The 22431-nt window shown below is 32.6% G+C and carries 15 protein-coding genes and 1 other RNA gene; 11 read left to right on the top strand and 5 right to left on the bottom strand.

The window, feature by feature from the left end; all coding sequences use genetic code 11:
• Positions 1-63: 63 nt before the first annotated feature.
• Genes LQ608_RS00080 through LQ608_RS00070 form a run of 3 tightly spaced genes read left to right on the top strand, consistent with a single transcriptional unit; the run spans position 64 to position 1758 of the window.
• Positions 64-756, top strand: a complete 693-nt coding sequence (locus LQ608_RS00080) for a DnaD domain-containing protein (RefSeq protein ID WP_115337439.1) — start codon at positions 64-66, stop codon at positions 754-756.
• Positions 746-1414 carry an endonuclease III gene (nth, locus tag LQ608_RS00075; protein WP_078356646.1) on the top strand — a complete coding sequence of 223 codons (669 nt, stop codon included), beginning with the start codon at positions 746-748 and terminating at the stop codon, positions 1412-1414. Before LQ608_RS00080 ends, nth begins: the two co-directional genes overlap by 11 nt.
• The gene (locus LQ608_RS00070; RefSeq protein ID WP_239749130.1) at positions 1411-1758 is read left to right on the top strand and encodes a YpoC family protein; all 348 of its coding nucleotides are present in this window, start codon (positions 1411-1413) and stop codon (positions 1756-1758) included. The genes nth and LQ608_RS00070 overlap by 4 nt, the downstream gene beginning before the upstream one ends.
• A 793-nt stretch (positions 1759-2551) precedes the next feature.
• Here the strand turns inward: LQ608_RS00070 and LQ608_RS00065 are convergent.
• Both LQ608_RS00065 and recU read right to left on the bottom strand, forming a co-directional pair.
• Positions 2552-4897, bottom strand: a complete 2346-nt coding sequence (locus LQ608_RS00065; RefSeq protein WP_239749129.1) for a transglycosylase domain-containing protein — start codon at positions 4895-4897, stop codon at positions 2552-2554.
• Positions 4894-5520, bottom strand: a complete 627-nt coding sequence (recU, locus tag LQ608_RS00060) for a Holliday junction resolvase RecU (RefSeq protein WP_239749367.1) — start codon at positions 5518-5520, stop codon at positions 4894-4896. The genes LQ608_RS00065 and recU overlap by 4 nt, the downstream gene beginning before the upstream one ends.
• Before the next feature lie 168 nt (positions 5521-5688).
• Between recU and LQ608_RS00055 the strand changes: the two genes are divergently transcribed.
• The 5 genes from LQ608_RS00055 (at position 5689) to LQ608_RS00035 (ending at position 8526) form a co-directional block, all read left to right on the top strand.
• Positions 5689-6018, top strand: coding sequence for a DUF1798 family protein (locus LQ608_RS00055; protein WP_239749128.1), 330 nt, complete (start codon positions 5689-5691; stop codon positions 6016-6018).
• On the top strand, positions 6015-6575 hold the full coding sequence (locus LQ608_RS00050) for an SLOG family protein (protein ID WP_239749127.1): 561 nt from the start codon (positions 6015-6017) through the stop codon (positions 6573-6575). Before LQ608_RS00055 ends, LQ608_RS00050 begins: the two co-directional genes overlap by 4 nt.
• 13 nt (positions 6576-6588) lie before the next feature.
• Positions 6589-6903 (top strand): cell division regulator GpsB, encoded by a 315-nt coding sequence (gene gpsB / locus LQ608_RS00045; RefSeq protein ID WP_078356652.1) that lies wholly within the window; start codon positions 6589-6591, stop codon positions 6901-6903.
• A 47-nt stretch (positions 6904-6950) separates the two neighbouring features.
• Positions 6951-7320: RNase P RNA component class B (rnpB, locus tag LQ608_RS00040), an RNA gene on the top strand.
• An 81-nt stretch (positions 7321-7401) separates the two neighbouring features.
• Positions 7402-8526, top strand: a complete 1125-nt coding sequence (locus tag LQ608_RS00035; protein ID WP_078356653.1) for a THUMP domain-containing class I SAM-dependent RNA methyltransferase — start codon at positions 7402-7404, stop codon at positions 8524-8526.
• Between the two features lie 82 nt (positions 8527-8608).
• Here the strand turns inward: LQ608_RS00035 and LQ608_RS00030 are convergent, their stop codons facing one another.
• Both LQ608_RS00030 and LQ608_RS00025 read right to left on the bottom strand, forming a co-directional pair.
• The gene (locus LQ608_RS00030) at positions 8609-10261 is read right to left on the bottom strand and encodes a b(o/a)3-type cytochrome-c oxidase subunit 1 (protein WP_239749125.1); all 1653 of its coding nucleotides are present in this window, start codon (positions 10259-10261) and stop codon (positions 8609-8611) included.
• Entirely contained in the window at positions 10258-10737 is a 480-nt protein-coding gene (locus tag LQ608_RS00025; protein ID WP_078356655.1) for a cytochrome c oxidase subunit II, read from the bottom strand. Before LQ608_RS00025 ends, LQ608_RS00030 begins: the two co-directional genes overlap by 4 nt.
• A gap of 285 nt (positions 10738-11022) precedes the next feature.
• Here LQ608_RS00025 and LQ608_RS00020 point away from each other — a divergent pair, with 285 nt between their 5' ends.
• The gene (locus LQ608_RS00020) at positions 11023-14451 is read left to right on the top strand and encodes a dynamin family protein (protein WP_239749124.1); all 3429 of its coding nucleotides are present in this window, start codon (positions 11023-11025) and stop codon (positions 14449-14451) included.
• An 11-nt stretch (positions 14452-14462) separates the two neighbouring features.
• Positions 14463-15347: a 5'-3' exonuclease gene (locus LQ608_RS00015; RefSeq protein WP_239749123.1), complete on the top strand. Its 885-nt coding sequence runs from the start codon at positions 14463-14465 to the stop codon at positions 15345-15347.
• A 31-nt stretch (positions 15348-15378) separates the two neighbouring features.
• On the opposite strand, the gene LQ608_RS00010 is transcribed toward LQ608_RS00015, so the two are convergent.
• Complete coding sequence (locus LQ608_RS00010) at positions 15379-15786, bottom strand: ribonuclease HI family protein (protein ID WP_239749366.1); 408 nt, start codon at positions 15784-15786, stop codon at positions 15379-15381.
• A 452-nt stretch (positions 15787-16238) separates the two neighbouring features.
• On the opposite strand from LQ608_RS00010, the gene LQ608_RS00005 reads away from it, so the two are divergent.
• A partial coding sequence (locus LQ608_RS00005) for a Rib/alpha-like domain-containing protein (protein ID WP_239749122.1) occupies positions 16239-22431 on the top strand: 6193 nt, incomplete at its 3' end.

Raw genomic sequence — 22431 nt, 5'->3', positions numbered from 1 at the left:
ACATATTAATTGTCTCAGCCTCTAATCATTTGGCATTATTTCAATCACAAAGTAGGTGAAAAGATGTATTCCAGCGAAATGTTAAAAGAAAAACCGGTCATTATTCAACGCGCTTTATTTAATCATTACGTAAAGTTAGGTTTAAATGAAAAACAATTTGTTATATTAGTAAAATTATTAGATCAAGAAAATGATCGAAATTTGCAACCACCATTAGAAAATATTCAACAAGGAACAAGTTTGTCTATTCAAGAAGTAAGTCATGTCATTAATCAACTTTCACAGCTAAAATGTATTGACATTAAAATTGAAAAAGATGAGCAGCATAAATATAATGAATTCATATCGTTTGAACCATTATTTGAACAATTAGCTTTAATAATGAATGAAGTAAAGCAAGAAGATACTGTTGAAGATCAAAACAGTCAATTCAAAAAATTATTTCAAGAATTTGAATCTACGTTTGGACGTCCTTTAACACCACTTGAAGTTCAAACATTAAATCATTGGATTGATACCGATCACCATTCTAATGAGCTTATACAAAGTGCACTAAATGAAGCGCATAGTTTAGACAAACTAAGCTTCAAGTATATTGATAGAATTTTATTAAATTGGAAGAAGAAAAACATTACAACTGTTCAGTCTTCAAAAGAAGAAAGTGAGAAATTCAATCACAACAAAAAATTAAAACAAAATGTAAATTCAATACCGATTTTTGATTGGGTGAACGGGGAGAATCCTTATGATAAGTAAAAAAAGAGCATTAGAAATGATGGATGTCATAGATGAAATGTTTCCTGATGCTGAATGTGAGCTTGTACACGATAATCCTTTTGAACTAACAATTGCTGTATTGCTATCTGCACAATGTACAGATGTATTAGTTAATAAAGTCACAAAGTCGCTTTTTCAAAAATATAAAACACCTGAAGACTACTTAAATGTGAGTTTAGAAGAATTACAAGATGATATTAGATCAATCGGACTATTTCGAAATAAAGCAAAAAACATTCAAAAGTTATGTCAATCACTGTTGGATAATTATGATGGCATTGTACCTAGTACACATTTAGAGCTAGAATCTTTAGCAGGTGTTGGCCGTAAGACTGCAAACGTTGTAATGAGTGTCGCATTTGGAGAACCTTCTCTTGCTGTTGATACACATGTTGAAAGAGTTTCGAAACGTCTAGCAATATGTAGACAAAAGGATAATGTACGACAAGTAGAAGATCGCTTATGCAGTATTATACCAAGAGAAAGGTGGACTAAAAGCCATCATCAGTTAATTTTCTTTGGTAGATATCACTGTGTTGCACGCAAGCCTAAATGTGAAGCATGTCCATTGTTGGCTGATTGTAGAGAAGGTCAGAAAAGATTAAAAGCAGGACTAGTAAAGGTTGATGAAGCATGATAGAAAAGAATGATTTTATGATATTAGAAGAACAAATAGAACCACTTGTAAAAAACAAACAATTAAAAAGTAATGAAGCACACGAACTCTTAGATCAATATTATGCACTTATCATAGCTTATATAGAACAAATCAACCAAATAGAGAAATTTGAAATAAAAGGTATCCAAGACTATCCAGTTATACCAATGAACTTTGAAGAAAGATATCAATATATAAATGATAGAATTTATCACTTTATGGGTTATAGACAGATGGTAACGCTTAAAGATGAACTTATTAAGATGAATGCAAGACATCAACTTAAACTTAAAAGAGAAGCAAGATTAAAAGAAGATAAATAAAAGTATTTGATCGAGTGGATTATTATATAAGCATATCACTTAACTGATTTTTTAAAGTTTACAGTGATATGCTTATTTTTTTATATCTTTTGATTTTGTTCGTGCATGCTTGCCTAGGGTATGGTTCGAGCCTGTAGTCTCTCACACATACCATTCCCTCAGGCGTCAGCACTTTACAAAATCGTTATAAATATACAGTTTTATATAATCTTACGATTTTGTTCGTGCATGCTTGCCTAGGGGTATGGCTCGAGCCTGTAGTCTCTCACACATACTATTCCCTCAGGCGTCAGCACTTTACAAAATCATTAATAATATCTATTTTTATAAAATCTTACGATTTTGTTCGTGCATGCTTGCCTAGGGGTATGGTTCGAGCCTGTAGTCTCTCACTCATACTATTCCCTCAGGCGTCCGCACTACAAAATCGTCGTAATAACCATAATTATATAGAAAAATGTTAGTTCTAAGAGGTAGCTAAATGATTATCATTAAAATACTAGGACATTTATGTCAAAGGCATTTAATCTTAAGTGTCTATATTTACATAAGTGGAAAGAAGTGTAAGCAAGGGTATCTATATTCACACAAGTCGAAAGAAGTGTAACTAAGGATACCTATGTTAACACAAGTCAGTAGAAGTGTAAGCATGCGCATAAAAAATGCCAACAAAGTCTATTACTTTGCAGGCAATCTGATGGTAGTTCTAAGAGGTGCCAAAACAATTTTTATAAAAAATAAGAGCAGAAATTCATTATTAAAATGAATTTCTGCTCTTAATATTTAGTAGTCGTTAATCATTTTCAGCTTGTTTGGCGGCTTCTTTAGCTGCGCTCGAACTGGAACTGCTTGAACTATTATCACTAGAATCTTCGGAAGTAGGTGCTTCAGTTGTTTGTTCTTCTGTTGTTACTTCTTCAGTATTAGTTGATTGTTGTTGAGTTGTACTTTGTGTGTTAGATGATCTTGATGTATTTGAGTTTGTTTGTGGTTCATTTGTTGTTACATTATTATTATTGTTTGAGAAATTATAGTTATTTTGATTGTTATTGTTACTATCATTATTATTGTCAGTACTTGGTGCTGAGCTACTTGTTGTTTGATTATCTTCATTACCTGCAACACTTAGGCTCTTACCACTACCTGTTACTGAATCAGGTTTTTCGAAGTCTGCACCATCATAACTTGATATTTGTGACATTACATCTTTAAATAACATTTGTGGTTTAATTTGTTCATCGTGTCCTAAGAATGAATTTTCACCGTAATCTTTAACTTTATTGAAGCCCATCCAAACGGACATTGTGTACTGAGGTGAATAACCTGTAATCCAAACATCTTTGGCTGCATTTTCAGGTAATTGATATTCATTATATACTTCATCACCATAAGTACCTGTACCAGTTTTAGCTGCTACATTTACTCCATCAATTCCATAACCATAAGCAGAACCATATGCATCGAAAGTACCTTTAAGCATTTCAGTTAACATGTATGCTGTGTAATCTTCCATTGCTTTATGACTATCGCTTGAGAATTTAATTGTTTCATCATCTTGTGTTACAACTTTTCTAATTGATTTAGCTTCGTTATATGTTCCGCCATTACCCATACTTGCAAATGCTGAAGCGAGTTGAGTAGGGGAGAATTCAGATTGTGAACCACCTAGTACTTCTGAAGGTCCTATTTCTTCTTTATAATTTAAATTAACTTTAGATGCAAAATCTTTAACTGCTTTTTCACCAGCATTTTGATTTGTTTCTTGCCAAGCTTTCAGTGCTGGTATGTTATATGATCTTGCTAATGCATCTGCCATTGTCACTGATCCATGTCCATTGCCATCATAGTTCTTAAATACACTACCATTAATGCTATATTCTTTTTCATCTTGGAACTTATGATTTGTAGCATATTGCATATTTTCTATTGCTGGACCATAAGATAAAATTGGTTTTAATGACGAACCAGTTGGATGTAGGTCAGTTGCTTGGTTTCTATCTACAACATCTTTATAATCTTTACCACCACTAATACCAACAAGTTTACCAGTTTTAGTATCTATAATGGATGAACCAGTAATTTGGTCTTTGTTTTTATAGAAAGTACCGTTATCTACAGCATCTTGTAATTTCTTTTGAACATCTTTATCCATATTTGTGTAAATCTTATTTCCGTTTGTCATAATATCGTTTAGAGATTGTCCTTTAAATGCTTTATTCTCAGTAATCTCTTGTTTAACGAAATTAATATATGATGCGTACTCGTTATCTGGTGTTTCTGTCATAGCATCATTTCTTTCTTCTACCGTTCTTTGAATTAAGTTCTTATCGATAGGTGTATCTTGAGCTTCCTTCATTTCTTTCTTAGAAATTCTACCATGTCTTTCCATTAAATAAAGAACAGTATCCTTACGCTTTTCAGCACCTTCAGGATTGTCATAAATATTATATTGGTTTGGAACTTGTGGTAAACCAGCTAAATATGCTGTTTCTGCTAAGTTTAAATCTTTTAGTTTTTTGTCAAAATAATACTTAGCTGCAGTTTGTGAACCATAAATACCATCTGAGTAATAGATTTTGTTTAAATACATTTCAAAAATTTCATCTTTTGAATATTCTTGTTCAAGTCTATATGAAAGGTATGCTTCTTGAGCTTTTCTTTCAATAGATTTCTTATCAGTTAAGAATGAACGTTTTACAACTTGTTGTGTAAGTGTTGAGGCACCTTGTGATCCAAACCCACCTGTAAAGTTTTTCATTACTGCGCCAGATAAACGTTTATAGTCTAATGCACCATGATCATAAAATCGATTATCTTCAGTTGCTAGAACAGCATCTTTTAATTGGTCTGGAACTTCGTCAAATTTAACGTGTTCTCTTTTTTGTCCCATATAAAGGGTTGTTACGAGTTCATTGTTTTTATCGTAAATTTTAGTTGGCAATTGGTCTTTAAGTGCACTTTCATTGAAAGCAGGAGCTTTCCAAGCATAATATGCAAATAAGAGAACACCTACAATTACCATTGCCAAAAATGCAAGTGCGAGAATACCAAACACCTTAATTATTGTTCTTTTAATATTCCTCTTTTTCTTAGGTTGTTCTTTGTTATTTTTACTATTAGAAGCTTTTGATTGACTCATTTGAGCGCCTCACTTTCTATTTTTATCAATTGATCAACTATTTTTATGTAGTTAATTCTTGGTCTAAATTGGATTGGAATTAAAAAACCATCATTTTCAATTTCTTTAAGTGTAATGGACTTTTTTCCACCAGATTTATATCTGTCCCAATATACCATAAATTCCCTAAAAGGCAATAAAAATACGCTATCATGATAGCTGAATTTTATCAATAAAAAACATATACCTTTTTGGTTTGAAACTTGTTCCATATGCGATACTTGATGGTCGTGAATATTATTTAATGGAAAACTTGTTTTATTTTTGGTTTCTTTTGCTTCAAAATCAATATAGTATCCATTATAAACACCATTGTAATCTGTTGTTGAAGGTTTTCTAAAATATGCTTCTTTAATGACAGCTTTTTGTCTTTTAGGATAATCTACATCAACAATTTGAATAGGTGTCGGTTTCTTATGGATAACAGCAATATTTTCTAATCTGAAATATTGATTTGATTTATCAATTTCCTCTTCTAAATTCATACCCCGTTTACCATATTTTATTTTACTATACTTTGTGGAGTCTTGACTTAAGACTTTAGAAGTATCTTTTGATACTTTTTTACCATTTGGATAGTTCAAATTCATCACCTATCTTCATATCATAAAACTCTAAATATTATACCTTATTTCATTATAAGTTACAAAAGTTTTTTATGATACAAATATATTCTAGAACTTTTCTAGTTATGTTATCATTTTATCGTGGGGACTTTTAAAACACAAACTTCATTGATAGTAGGGATAATTATGTTATTAAATCTTATAAATAAATTGAATGATATGCAGCAAATATTTAAAAATGCTAAAGATGATCATGAATATGATTTTTATAATGATGTCGTCCCATTTGTTGAAGTGGTTGACGAGTTACTAGATAAACTTTCTTCGAAACAACAAGAAATTCTAAAATTACAGTATATGAACGAACAAAAGTTTTATTTACTAATTGATAACTATAAAGAATTATCAGTTGAATGTCATTATAAAAGAACGAGTAAAAAAATGTTTCTAGAGAAACATAAAGCAGTACAACACGATTTGAATTATATTCATACACATTTAGGTGATTTGTCATGACATCCATATACTTTACTGGCTATAAACCTTTTGAACTCAATATATTTAAAGATGATCAGCCTGAAGTTAAAGTGATCAAAGCATATATTAAGGAAATCATTGAACAAGAAATTGAGGAAGGTATGGAATGGGCAATAATATCTGGTCAGCTTGGCTTTGAATTGTGGGCAGCTGAAGTTACAATAGAAATGAAAAAGAAATATCCTCAATTGAAACTTGCAATTTTAACGCCATTCTTGAATCATTTTAATAAATGGAATGAAACAAACCAGCATAAATATCAAAGTATTGTTGCTCAAGCTGATTACGTAAATGCTATTCATCAAAATGAATACCAAGGAGCATTTCAATTCCAACAAGCAAATGATTTCATTTTGGATAATACTGACAAAACCATTTTATTCTATGATGACGAACAAGAAGCTTCACCAAAGTACTTCAAAAGTAAGTTAGTTGATTTTGCTGAAAAGACAAATTATACTTATAATGTTATTACGTTCATCGATTTACAAGACTTTATGGAATTTAATTATAATAATGAAAATGAATCTTATTAAATGAGGTGTAAATATGGCTGATGTAACATTAAAACTATCTGCAAAAGATATTTATGAAAAGGAATTCGAAAAAAGTTTAAGAGGCTTTAAAACTGAAGAAGTAGACGCTTTTTTAGATGACATTATTTCAGACTATCAAAAGATGGCTGACTTAAATAATGAAGTACTAAAGTTAACAGAAGAAAATTCTAAACTAAAAAAAGAAATTGAAGAGTTAAGATTGCGTGTTGCTTCAGGAAGACCACAAGGTTCACAACAATATAATTCTAATAATGTAGATATATTAAAGAGAATCTCTAATCTTGAAAAAGCTGTATTTGGTGAATAAATTATAGTTATTTTTCTTAGTTTATGCTATAATTCTAAGTCGAGTGGTATTTCGGATAATCGCTACATTATGTAGAGGAAAGTCCATGCTCACACATTCTGAGATGAATGTAGTGTTCGTGCTTGGCGAAACAATAAACCAAGGCAATTAATTGACGGCAACGAAATAACCTAAGTTATTTATAATATGGTTAAAGTAGTTTGAAAGTGCCACAGTGACGTAGCTTGTACAGAAATGTAGAAGGTGGAACGCGGTAAACCCCTCGAGTGAGCAATCCAAAATTGGTAGGAGCACTTCTTTGACGGAAATGAACGGAATGAGAAGGTATGTAATCATACAGACAGATGATTATCACTGGCGTACGAGTGTAACTAGTACACGTTAGCAGTACTAAAGGACAAAACATGGCTTACAGATTTATCACTTACTAGTGTCGCTCTCCCAAGTAGGAGAGCTTTTTATTTGTAAATAATAATTTAAATATAAAGGAGTATATACATGTATCAATTACTCGCTACTAGTCCCATGGGATTAGAATCAATTGTTGCTAAAGAAGTTCAAGAATTAGGGTATGAGACGACTGTAGAAAATGGTCGCGTATTATTCGAAGGTGACGAAAAAGCAATTGTTAAAGCAAATTTATGGTTAAGAACTGCTGATAGAGTCAAAATAGTAGTCGGAAGATTTAATGCAACAACTTTTGATGAACTATTCGAAAAGACAAAGTCACTACCATGGGAAAATGTTATTGGAGCTCAAGGCATGTTTCCAGTACAAGGCAAAAGCGTTAAATCTAAATTATTTAGTGTATCTGACTGCCAAGCAATCGTTAAAAAAGCGATAGTTGAAAGACTTAAACATGTATATAGCATTAAAGGTTGGATTGATGAATCTGGTAGTAAATATCAAGTAGAAGTATCATTGCTAAAAGACGAAGCGTTATTAACAATTGATACATCAGGTTCAGGACTTCATAAAAGAGGTTATCGTTTAGCACAAGGTGAAGCTCCAATGAAAGAAACGTTAGCAGCTGCACTTGTAAGATTAACAAACTGGAGTGGAGAAACACCATTTATAGATCCATTCTGTGGTTCAGGTACTCTTGCAATTGAAGCAGCTCTAATAGCTCAGAACATTGCACCAGGTTTCAATCGTAGCTTTGCAAGTGAAGAATGGGATATCATTCCAGAAGGCTTATATGATCAATTAAGACAAGAAGCAGATGAAGCAGCTTTATATGATAAAGAGATTGATATTGTGGCTAGCGATATAGACCCTAGAATGGTAGAAATAGCGAAAGCAAATGCTGTAGAAGTTGGACTAGGTGATATAATTAAATTTACTGTTCAAGATGTACATGATTTAGTAGTACCAGAAGGACCTGTTTCAATAATAGGGAATCCACCATACGGAGAACGTATAGGTGAACGAAGCGAAGTAGAAGCAATGTACAAACATTTAGGTGAAATATTAAACAAGAATAACCAAGTTTCATTATATATGTTAACGAGTTATAAAGAATTCGAACCTTTAGTAGGTACAAAAGCTACTAAGCGAAGAAAATTATTTAACGGTTATATCGAATGTACTTACTATCAATATTGGGGTAAGCGAAGTAAATAAAACATAAATAAAAAGATGAAACATCCAATTGTGGGTGTTTCATCTTTTTTGTATGAAGCGTACTTATTAACTTTTCATTTACTTACCAAAGTTTACCTTCACCTAATCCTTTAGCTCCTGGTGGTGGATCTATAAACATTTGACCAATCGGAACTGTATAAGCAATTAGAATTAATAATACAGTAATGATGATTAGGAATCTCCAGTTTTCGACAAGTTTAGTTACTGGTTGTTGCTCATCTAATGCTTCCGCAATTGGATATTCTTCTTCTCCTTTTGGTGATAAGAAAGCTAAGTGTATAAATATCATTACAACTAATATAATTGAAATAAATAGAATTGTTCCCCCAACGGCTTGTAAAACTTGATACGGGATCCACTCTGCCGCTTGTTTAGCACCTCCATATTCAGAAAAAGTCGATCTTCTTGGAGCACCTTTAAATAAACCTACATAGTGCATTGCACCACTCATGATTGTCATTCCTATTGCCCAAGTATAGCCTTGTATAATTGCTAATTTATTAGTAAATTTAGTCAATTTTCTACCTGTACAATGAGGTATCAACCAGTACATTATGCCGAAGAAAGTTAATATAACAGCAGATGCGATTGTTAAATGGAAATGTCCAGTTACCCAAATCGTATTGTGTATAAGACCATTCATTTGTGCTGAAGCATTTACTAAGCCTCCAGCACCTCCAGGTATAAATGCCAACATACCTAAGAAAGGTAATACAAATCTTGCATCGTTCCAAGGTAAAGATTTAAACCATGTAAATAATCCTTTATATCCTAAAGAACGCCCATGATGCTCGAAAGTTGCAAATAGACTAAATGCTGTCATAAACGAAGGTACTACTACCATAAATGTTAGAACTACTTGTAAATACTTCCACATATCATCAATTCCAGGTTCAACTAATTGGTGGTGTATCCCAACAGGAATACTGAAGAATAAGAAAAGCATAAATGACATTCTTGCTAAGTTATCTGAGAATGCTTTGCCGTTTATTATTTTCGGTACGATTGCATACCAACACATATAAGCTGGCAATAACCAGAAATAAACTAATGCATGTCCAAAATACCAAAATAATGTTCTACTTAATGACACATCAACTCTTTCAACTAAACCTAAAGACCATGGTATTAATTGAAAAAGCACTGTTGCTGCAACCCCTAACGAACATACAATCCACATTACTCCATTTATTGCTACCATATAACTAAGTAGGGGAGATTTCTTACCTGGATAAGTCTTCTTAAATTCTCTATATTTCAAAATTTGGCCAATTACAGAAATCCAACTACCTACAACTACTAAAGCCATACCTACATAGAATATGACGTGTGCTTGTAATGGTGCATAAAAAGTATATAAAACTGTTGCCTTATTAAGTAACACCATTGTAGCAGCCATAAGCGTTCCAACAATCATAACAAAAAAGCCAATCCATCCTAATTTTCTTTGTACAGATGTTAAATGTCCACAAGTTTTGGCTACTGCTGAATATTGAAACCCTAAAATAAAGAAAGTTGTAAGTACAAGTGCTAAAACAATACCATGTACAGTCAAAATTTGATAATAAGAAATATTCTTAGGTAATTGTAATAAACCTGATCTTACAAAAGTTTGTAATAAACCTGCGAGTCCCCCTAGAATTAAACAACCAATTGCCACATACATATGTGCCATAACGAGTTTACTGTCTGACTTATTTAAACGTGTTATCATTTTTTATCCACAACCTTTATCATCGACTTCATATCTGCATGACCGACACCACAATATTCATTGCAGATGATCAAATATTCGCCTTTATCATTAAATGTCTTTGTATATTCACTAATGTGTCCTGGTTCAAGCATCATGTTAACGTTTGTTCCAGGTAAACTGAAGCCATGCAAAGTATCTTTACTTGTTGCAATGATTTTTACTTTTGAACCTTTAGGTATTTCTACTTTTCCAGGTTGATAATTAAAAGCTGAAGCGACTATTACTAGTTCATAGTCATAGTCTTTACCATCCACTTTATTGAGACCTGGCTTATTAAAAGGTTCAATTTGATCGACTTTATCTGGATTTACATACTCTCTACCAGAAGCGGCTGGCTTATGTCCATTATGTAATCCAGTGATTATTAAAATTGCAAGAAACAATACTAAAGAAGCTGTTCCTATGGTTAACCATAACTTTTCATATTTATGCACAAATTTCACCCCTTACATTCTTATCAAAAATAAAATAAAACAAATCACCCATAATACTGCAAAAATTCCTCCCAATGTAAAAACTGAGTAGAGCGTGCCTCTTAGGTCGAGATCATCATGTGAATGGTCATCAGTTTTATTACTAAGGTCATTTTTTTGGACTGTCATATGATTCATCCTTTCTTATATTCTCTTCATTATTTATAATAGAATAGAGATAGAAAAAATAATGTGATGTAAATCACATTATTTAAATTATTTGTGCATAAATGAAGGGGAATTAAAATGGAAAGTAATCAAGAATCATTAGACTTACTCTATAAACTTAAAAAAGAAATTGAAAAATCATCAAATCAACAATTGATTAAACAAATCAATGAAATGATTAAGAAAGTATATAATGAACAATATACTGTTAGCTTTGTAGGTCATTTTTCAGCTGGAAAATCTACATTAATAAATAATGTTATCGGCCAAAGCATATTACCGAGTTCACCAGTGCCAACAACGAGTAATACCGCACAATTAATTTCATCAAATAAAAATAGTATTTCCGTCAATTTAAGTGATAACCAATATACAGTGGTGAATAACCAAGAAGATGTCAAAAGATTAAATACTGAAGATCGTAAAGTAGAATCAATCGAGATAGAGTTTACTTCTGATAAATTTAATAAAGGTTTCACTTTTCAAGATACGCCAGGTGTAGATTCTATGAGTGACAACCATAGAGAAAGTGCATTTCAATATTTACTGACTTCGAATTATGTTTTTTATACAGTAGACTATAACCACGTACAATCAGATATGAATTTCAATTTCATTAAGTCTCTTAACAAATTAGATATACCTGTTATTTTGCTTGTGAATCAAGTAGATAAACATGATGAAAATGAAATACCTTTTGATATATATAAGCGTAGAGTTAATAAAGCAGTTACAGATTGGAAACTTAATTTAGAGAAGATTTTCTATGTATCAAAGTATGAAACACCAAACAATGAAAAAGTTGAATTCAATGAATACATTCATCAACTTGATCAAAACAGAACTGAACATCAAGTATTTATTGAACGCGTAACAAATTACATTAAACAAGAGCAATTAGAATATATAAATCGTCATATGGAATCTATTCTTTCAGACATTGAATCAACTGAAGAAACATTTGATGAAGATTATCAAACATATAAAGAAAAATTCAACGTTCAAAATGAACAGTCTCTTATTCAAAATAAAGATCAATTCACATCAAATTTAAAAGAAAAGCGAAAAGAAATATTAGATAACGCTTATCTAATGCCTTACGAAATGAGAGAAACGATTCGTGTTTATTTAGAAACGACAGCTAAAGATTATAAAGTAAAAGGGTTATTCAACAAAGATAAGAAAAAAGAACTTATTCAAGAAGAAAAGTTAAATACGGTAAAAGAAGAATTAGATTTAAAAATACATGATGAAATAACGAAAGTATGGATTAAATCATTAGAACATCTTAATAAATACATTAAAGATTCCAATCTTTTCGAAAAAATTATCAACCAACAATATACAATTTCTAAAGAGGAACTTGCTGAACATGTCCAAGAGCAAACGTCTATTACGAATGATTATGTAATTATATATACGAAAGGTATAGTAGATATCATCACTAGAAAAGTTCGTAATGAAACAAATCAACTTATAGGAGAAATTGTGAATTCAAGTGAAGTGCATAATGAAACTAATGAAGGTGCAAACCAACTAAGTGAATATGAAGAATATATTGAATTCAAAAATTTAAAATCTTCTCTTATAACAAATAATTACCAGCACTACTATATTCATCTGGATGAATCTATAGATAAGTTAATTGATAGACATTTTGTACGTATTGAAGAAATAGATTTAGGAAATCAAATTGAGAAGAAACATCAATATAAAGTAAAAAACTCAAAACAAAAAGAAAGTAATCTCGTTAATATAAAAGAAAAATTAACAAAGTTGAAAAATCTTCCATTATTTGAAGGTGAAGTAGAAAACATTCATAACCAAGTTCAGCGTATAGAAAATAACATTACAAAAATCGCGGTATTTGGTACATTCAGTGCAGGGAAAAGTAGTTTAATTAATGCTATTTTAAGAAAGCCTATATTATTAAGTTCACCAAACCCAACTACTGCAAGTATTACTGAAATTAGTTATGGCACAAAACAAGAAGTTACTTTTAAAACTTATTCTCAATTACTCGAAGAAATTAATCATATAACAGAATTTGCGAATAAAAATTATGATTCTATTGAGTCTTTTATAGAAGATAAAAATATAAAACAACATCCTTCTTTATCGAGTAATCATATAGCATTTTTTGAAGCTATTGAAACAAACTTCAAATATTATGAAGATACACTGAAAAAAGATAAAGCCACTGAGTTTAAACTTGAAGAACTAGAAAAACTAACTGCAGATGATACGCACGCAGCATTTGTGCATAAAATTAATTTAAGACTAGAAGAAGAATGGTTAAAAGATAAAATTATTATCGATTCACCTGGATTAAATTCTAATAACCAAAGACACACGAGAGAAACTGAACAAATAATAGCTTCAAGTGATCTTATAATATATGTTAGCTATTACAACCATGCCTTTACAGATAAAGATGGCGAATTTTTAACTTATATGAGAGATATGAATAATTTGCAACAAACACAAGGATTAAAATTCGTTATTAATGCGATTGACTTAGCAGAATCAGAAGAAGATAAAAATGCAGTTATTTCATATGTGGAGTCCTCATTAGATGCATTAAACATTAAACCTGAATGTTATCCTGTATCTAGTAAACTCGCTATTAAAAATTATGACGACTATTTCAATAATTTCATGAACGCAATAGAACATTTTGTTAAAGTTGAAAGTAAAACTGTTTTACAATCTCAAGTAGAATCAAGAATTAATCAATTGATTAGTGAACTTGAAAGAATGGTCCATACGTATAGACAAGATAAAGCACAATTAGAAAAAAGAAATACTACATTACTTCAATATAAAGAAAAACAAAACTTCACTAATCAAATAGTTGTAAAATCGCATCATCAACTAGAAAAAGAAATTCATGATCAACTTTATTATTTGAAAGACCGATTAAATATACAATTAAACGATATTGTGAAAAAACATTTTAATACTTCTACTGTTACAGATGATTTTAAACAATCACTGCAAACAAGTACAAAACAATATGTCGATGATTTAAATCAAAAATTAAGTTTAGAAAGTTCACTCATAGTTGAAAGATTAAAGAACTTTTATTCAAGAACATTTGATGATTTACTTACACCAACAATCGTTGAATTAAACGAAGCGTCAATATTAGTATCAAAGTTCAAACATGATTTTATCAATGAAATAAATCCAGAACCGATAAATATCAATATTCAAGACATCTCTAACCAAACAATTAGTTCCATTTCGAAAAAAGATTTGTTAAAAACATCTAAAGCTAAGGACGTACAAACATCAATATTAAATGATACAATGTCGTTATTAGATCAACCAATCGTCTACTTTAACAATGCTTTAACTAAAAATCTTGAAGGCTATGATAACTTAGCTGAACATTATATAGTAGATTACAACAAAGAAACGATTAAACTGATAGAATCATATTTATCTGTTAACATAGATAATAATGTTATAGAACAAATCGAAAAAGTCTTAAAAGAGATATAGAGGAGAACAAAATGGGAAATAAAATATTATTAATAGATGGAATGGCTTTATTATTTAGACATTTTTATGCTACAAGTATCCATAAGCAATTTATGAGAGATTCAAAAGGGATTCCCACAAACGCGGTACAAGGTTTCGTTAGACATACGTATACAGTTATTAACGATATACAACCTTCACACGTTGCAGTATGTTGGGATATGGGTTCAAAAACATTTCGTAACGACATGTTTGAAGCTTATAAGTCTAACCGAGTTGCACCACCAGAAGAGATGATACCTCAATTTGATAGAGCGAAAGAGATTGCTGAAAAATTAGGAATGTTTAACTTAGGTATAACAAATTATGAAGCGGATGATGTTATCGGTACGATTAGTAAAAAGGCACAAGAAAAAGGATACGAAACATACGTAGTAAGTGGTGACCGTGATTTATTGCAATGTATTGATACAAACGTTAACATCTGGCTAACAAAAAAAGGATTCAATATATATAATAAATATGATATCCATAAATTTAGAGAAGAATATGGTCTTGAGCCACATCAATTAGTAGATGTAAAAGCATTTATGGGTGACACTGCTGACGGATATCCAGGAGTTAAAGGAATAGGTGAGAAGACTGCAATAAAACTTATTCAACAATATCAATCAGTTGAAAATGTTATAGAAAATATTGATGAATTAACTGCCGGACAACATAATAAAATCATTACATATAGAGATGATTTAGCCATGTCCAAACGACTAGCTCAAATTCATACAGATGTACCACTTGAAACAGAAGACTTATTAAATAAAATGACATACAACCATCATATAGAAAATTCTATAAATATTTGTAATGAACATGAACTGTTTGTTTCAAGTAAATATTTAATGAATAACTTTTCATAATAATAACCGCCAACAATGTAGTTGGCGGTTATTATTTTTTATTTCGTTTTTTCAAATGCTTTCTTAATGCAGTTTGTGCTAATTGGTTAGCTTCTTTATTTTGTGCTCTTGGTATCCATTTAACGAATACTAAATCAAATTTCTGTTGCAATTGTTTATATTCATTAAAATACGATTTAAACATTTCATTCTTCACAAAATTTTTCTCTATACTATCACCAATCAATTTTGAATCTGTATACACTAAAGCATTATTAACATTTAATTCAATAGCATGCTTTAGTGATAAGATAAATGCTTCCCACTCAGCACGATGATTATCCATCAATCCTAAGCTTTCCGTAAAATAATGCCTCTCATTATCTACTATAATTACAATTCCACATGTACTTTCACCAGGATTACCTTTAGTCGCTGCATCAAAATAAATTTGTGGCACTAATATCATCTCTTTCAATTAAATTCATCATTATATCTAATTTACATGAACATCTAGCATAGTTCAATTAAATGCAAGTGAGAATACAGGAATAATATTTGAATACGACATACTATAACGAGATATTATAGACTTTAAAATTTATATAAATATTTTATAGAGATTTAAAAATATAGTATTTTATTCGCACAATAAAGATGATATAATATTTTGGAACAAAATTTAATTTTGTTCCATATCAAATATGTGAATAGTTTATATGGAAGGAGAGTAATTTAATATCACCATTCACATATTGTTAGAGTGAAACTTAGCTCATATATCTTAGATTCATTTAGAGATTTTTTGAACACATTACTAGTGAGATAAAAATAAAATAGTTACATAAGAATCATCGTATGAGTAAAGTAGCACTCCTATATAAATTATTATCTATGAAAAGGAGATTGCTAATGGACAATCAACGGCGATTACAAAAGTTTAGTATTCGAAAATATACTATTGGTACATGCTCAATATTAATCGGTACACTTTTATTTCTTGGAAATCCATCAGATAAAGCTTTTGCATCAGAAAAAAATATAGATGTTACCAATCAAGAAGAATCAGTAAAACCTACAGAAACAACAAATGATACAAGTAATGAACTATCAAATCAAAACACAAACGAAAATGTAGAACAGAATAATGAGGCACCAACTGATAAAATAAACACAAATGAACAAATAGAAGAACAATTTAAAGTTGAAGAAACAGATAATCAAACTTCAAAAGTGGAGAATGAAATACATGAACAAAAAAATACAGAAAATTCAACTTATAAAGAGGAAAACACATTAAACAAAGATACGATTGTTACTAAAGAAAATAATAAAGAATTAGATAAACCTGAAAATAATGTAAACCAATCTATCAAGGCGTCAACTACTACAAATACAGTAGATCAACATAATTCATCTCCTCAACAAACGCCACATTCAGAAATAAAAACAAATTTAACTGAACCTGAAAATAATAAAAAAACAATTATAGAGAAAAACAATTCAAATGAAGCAATTCAAAATAGAAATAATAATGAGATAAATAACACAAATAATAATGAGAATAATGTGACACCTAAAATAGTTAAAGCTACTGAAGTCCGTACTAATAAAATGACTGTTGAAGAATTTAAGAAATTAAGTCCAAGAGAGATTTTTTCAATTGATTTTGAAGAACTTAAGAACTTAAATATTCAAGCTTTCTATTCTGATTTAACAAGAGCACAACAAAAAGCATTAGCGTTAAATAAATCTTTCCAATCAAATTACGGAAATGTTTATCCTGCTCCTAGTTTATCAGTGTTTAGAGCTGCTCAAGGACCATATCCAACAGGTATTGCTCAAGAATATGACTTTGGTCCTTTGGGTGATAGAGACTTTGGTGGTAATAACCAAGGAGACCAATTCCACTTACTTGCTAATATGCAATTAGTAAACGTAGCACGTGAAGGTGATAATGCTGTTATAAGATATAAAATTAAATTCAATGACAACAGTGCCAATAGAGGAAGTATGAAATATTATTTCGCTGCAAGTGAAGGAAATATTAAAATAGTTAAATTAGAAAAAAATGGCCAAAGCATAAATACAAATAAAGTTTATACCGAAGATTTAAATAAGACGTTTAGACTAAAGAGACCTCAAATATATAATGATATAACAAGAGATTTCATCTATCCTCTTACATCTCAAGTTAAAGTAGTATATGGAGCTCATTCTGAGAAAATTATTGTTGAATTTGAAGTGAGAGTACCATTAACAACATTACTTTCAAAATATGAAGACCCTACAGATACATCAACTGGTGATCATAAATTCAAATCATTTATTATCGGTGCTGGTGGATTGAATACTAGCATTAGAAATAAACAAAATTCATTTAGAGTTAGAGGTGTTTATAATACCACTATTAGTCCTACTATTCATACAGACCTAACTGAAAAGGCTAATACCAAAACTCCTGTTGTTGTATATTCATTACCAGGATTAGCAATTAAATTATACGATAAAAGTAATAATGTAATTGGTGAAGGTGTTGTCCAATCAAATGGTAAAGCACCTATAACACCGACAGTAGATATTCCTGAAGGAGATGTTACAGCAAGAATAGTAACCAAAGGAAGAGAATTGTTTCCGAGTGCTCCAAAAGTCGCTACTCGTAAAGAAACAGATGCAGATAGACATAATCCAACAGCTATTAACCAAACAGTAGAGATAAATGAAACACCATCTGTTGATCAATCAATCAATTTACCAGCCGGAACACCAAATGGTACAAGATATGAGTATATAACACAAATAGATACGCGAACTGTAGGTGATAAAAATGCTACTGTACGAGTAACATACCCAGATAACAGTTACGATGATGTCCCAGTAGTAATTGAAGTTATAGACACAACACCACCTGTAGCTCCACCTCTACAAAATAAAACTAATGAAAGGAATGTAGCCATACAACCAATAACAATTCCTAACGCGACAGATAATAGCGGTGATGTAGAACCAAGTAGCGTAACAGGTTTACCTCCAGGACTAACTTATAACAGTCAAACCAAGCAAATTACTGGTACACCAACAACTGAAGGTACAAGTAGAATATCTGTTAAATATGTAGATCCAAGCGGTAATAGTATAGGTAAAAATTTTAAATTCTTCGTTATAGATACAACACCTCCAAATAAACCTGTCATTCAAACAGATTTAACTGGTAAAGCTGGTACGACTCCAACTATTGCTGTTAACGCTGAACCAAGATCTAATGTAAAATTATACGATAAAGATGGCAATAAGATTGGTGAAGGTGTCGCAAATGATCAAGGTGTTGCTCAAATCACACCGACAACTCCTTTAACTGAAGGTAATATCACAGCGACAGCGACTGATAATGCAGCTACACCGAATACCTCTGTAGCTTCTGATCCAATCAAATCGACAGATACAACGCCTCCAGCTAAACCTGTCATCACAACAGACTTAACTGGTAAAGCTGGAACAACACCAACTATTTCTGTGAATGCAGAAGCGGGTTCTAACGTAGAATTGTTCGATAAAGATGGTCATAAGATTGGTCAAGGTGTGGCAAATAATCAAGGTGTGGTAGAAATTACACCAACAACACCTTTAACTGAAGGTAATATTACGGCCAAAGCGACCGATAATGCTGAAACACCGAATACTTCTGTCGCTTCTGATCCAATCAAGGCAACAGATACGACTGCTCCGGCTAAACCTGTGATTACAACAGACTTAATAGGCAAAGCTGGTACGACTCCAGCTATTTCAGTTAATGCTGAACCAGGTTCTAATGTAGAATTATTCGATAAAAATGGTCATAAGATTGGTCAAGGTGTGGCGAATAATCAAGGTGTCGCACAAATCACGCCAACAACAACATTACCTGAAGGCAATATTACGGCCAAAGCAACCGATAATGCAGAAACACCGAACACTTCAGTCGCTTCTGATCCAATCAAGGCAACAGATACAACTGCACCAGCTAAACCTGTTATCACAACAAATTTAACAGGACAAGCAGGAAATACGCCAACTATTTCTGTGAATGCAGAAGCAGGATCTAATGTTGAATTATTTGATAAAAATGGTCATAAGATTGGTCAAGGTGTGGCGAATAATCAAGGTGTCGCTCAAATTACGCCAACAACACCATTACCTGAAGGCAATATTACGGCCAAAGCAACGGATAATGCGGAAACACCGAACACTTCAGTCGCTTCTGATGCAATCAAGGCAACAGATACGACAGCTCCGGCTAAACCTGTTATCACAACAGATTTAAGTGGTAAAGCTCATATGACACCAACTATTTCTGTGAATGCAGAAGCAGGATCTAATGTAGAATTGTTCGATAAAAATGGTCATAAGATTGGTCAAGGTGTGGCGAATAATCAAGGTGTCGCTCAAATTACGCCGACAACGCCACTACCTGAAGGTAATATCACAGCGAAAGCAACAGATAATGCGGAAACGCCGAATACGTCTGTCGCTTCTGACCCAATCAAGGCGACAGATACAACAGCTCCGGCTAAACCAGTTATCATAACAGATTTAGCAGGCAAAGCAGGAACTACGCCAACTATTTCTGTAAATGCAGAACCAGGTTCTAATGTTGAAATCTTTAATAAAGACGGAAACAAAATTGGAGAGGGTGTGGCCAATGATCAAGGTATCGCTCAAATTACGCCGACTACACCATTATCTGAAGGTAATATCACAGCCAAAGCAACGGATAATGCAGAAACACCAAATACATCTGATGCTTCTGATCCAATCAAGGCAACTGATACAACGGCTCCGGTTAAACCTGTTATCACTACAGACTTAACAGGACAAGCTCATATGACTCCAACTATTTCTGTGAATGCTGAACCAGGATCTAATGTTGAATTATTCGATAAAGACGGAAACAAAATTGGTGAAGCTAAAGCGAATGATCAAGGTATCGCTCAAATTACGCCGACAACGCCACTACCTGAAGGTAATATCACAGCGAAAGCGACAGATAATGCAGAATCACCGAATACTTCTGACGCTTCTGACCCAATCAAAGCAACAGATACAACAGCACCGGCTAAACCTGTCATCACTACAGACTTAGCGGATAAAGCTGGTACAACTCCAACTATTTCTATAAATGCTGAACCTTATTCTAAAGTTGAAATCTTTGATAAAGACGGAAACAAAATTGGTGAAGGGGTCGCAAATAACCAAGGTATCGCCCAAATCACACCGACAACGCCATTATCTGAAGGTAATATTACAGCTAAAGCGACGGATAATGCGGAAACGCCGAATACTTCTGATGCTTCTGATCCAGTCAAGGCAACAGATACAACACCACCAGTTAAACCTGTTATCATAACAGATTTAACAAGCAAAGCAGGAACTACGCCAACTATTTCTGTAAATGCTGAACCTTATTCTAAAGTTGAAATCTTTGATAAAGGTGGCAATAAAATTGGTGAGGCTGTCGCAAATGATCAAGGTATCGCTCAAATTACGCCGACAACACCATTGCCTGAAGGTAATATTACGGCTAAAGCGACTGATAATGCAGAAATACCGAATACGTCTGACGCTTCAGATCCAGTCAAGGCAACTGATACAACGGCTCCGGTTAAACCTGTTATCATTACAGACTTAACAGGCCAAGCTCATATGACACCAAATATATCTGTGAATGCAGAACCTAATTCAAAAGTTGAAATCTTTGATAAAGATGGAAACAAAATTGGTGAAGCTGTCGCAAATAATCAAGGTATCGCTCAAATTACGCCGACTACACCATTACCTGAAGGTAATATTACGGCCAAAGCGACGGATAACGCAGAAACACCAAATACATCTGATGCTTCCGATCCAATCAAAGCGACAGATACAACAGCTCCGGCTAAACCTGTTATCACAACTGATTTAACTGGTAAAGCAGGTACTACAGAACCAATTACAGTCACTACTGACCCTGGGTCAAATGTAGAATTATTTGATAAGAATGGAAACAAAATTGGTGAAGCTAAGGCGAATGATCAAGGTATCGCTCAAATTACGCCGACTACACCATTACTTGAAGGTAATATCACAGCGAAAGCGACTGATAATGCAGAAACACCGAATACATCTGACGCTTCTGATCCAATCAAGGCAACTGATACAACTGCTCCAGTTAAACCTGTTATCATAACAGATTTAACAAGCAAAGCAGGGACGACAAATTCGATTGTTGTAAATGCTGAACCTAATTCAAAGGTTGAAATCTTTGATAAAGATGGCAATAAGATTGGTGAGGCTGTGGCAAATGATCAAGGTATTGCTCAAATTATGCCAACAACACCATTACCTGAAGGTAATATTACGGCCAAAGCGACAGATAATGCGGAATCACCGAATACGTCTGACGCTTCTGATCCAATCAAAGCGACAGATACAACAGCGCCAGTTAAACCTGTTATCACTACAGACTTAACAGGACAAGCAGGAACTACACCAACGATTTCTGTAAACGCTGAACCAGGTTCTACAGTCGAATTATTCGATAAAGATGGAAACAAAATTGGTGAAGGCGTCGCAAATGATCAAGGTGTAGTTGAAATTACGCCAACAACACCATTACCTGAAGGTAATATTACGGCCAAAGCGACAGATAACGCAGAAACACCGAATACGTCTGACGCTTCTGACCCAATCAAAGCAACTGATACAACAGCGCCAGTTAAACCTGTCATCACAACTGATTTAACAGGACAAGCTCATATGACGCCAACGATTTCTGTAAACGCTGAACCAGGTTCTACAGTCGAATTATTCGATAAAGATGGCAACAAAATTGGTGAAGCTATGGCCAATGATCAAGGTGTCGCTGAAATTACGCCAACTATGCCATTACTTGAAGGTAATATTACGGCGAAAGCGACGGATAACGCAGAAACACCAAATACATCTGATGCTTCTGACCCAATCAAAGCAACTGATACAACGGCTCCGGCTAAACCTGTTATCACAACTGATTTAACAGGACAAGCTCATATGACGCCAACGATTTCTGTAAACGCTGAACCAGGTTCTACAGTCGAATTATTCGATAAAG

This window comes from Mammaliicoccus sp. H-M34 (assembly GCF_022386495.1).
GTDB classification, from domain to species: domain Bacteria; phylum Bacillota; class Bacilli; order Staphylococcales; family Staphylococcaceae; genus Mammaliicoccus; species Mammaliicoccus fleurettii.
The sequence above is the reverse complement of the archived record's forward strand: the minus strand, read 5'-3'. Positions and strand labels throughout refer to the sequence as shown.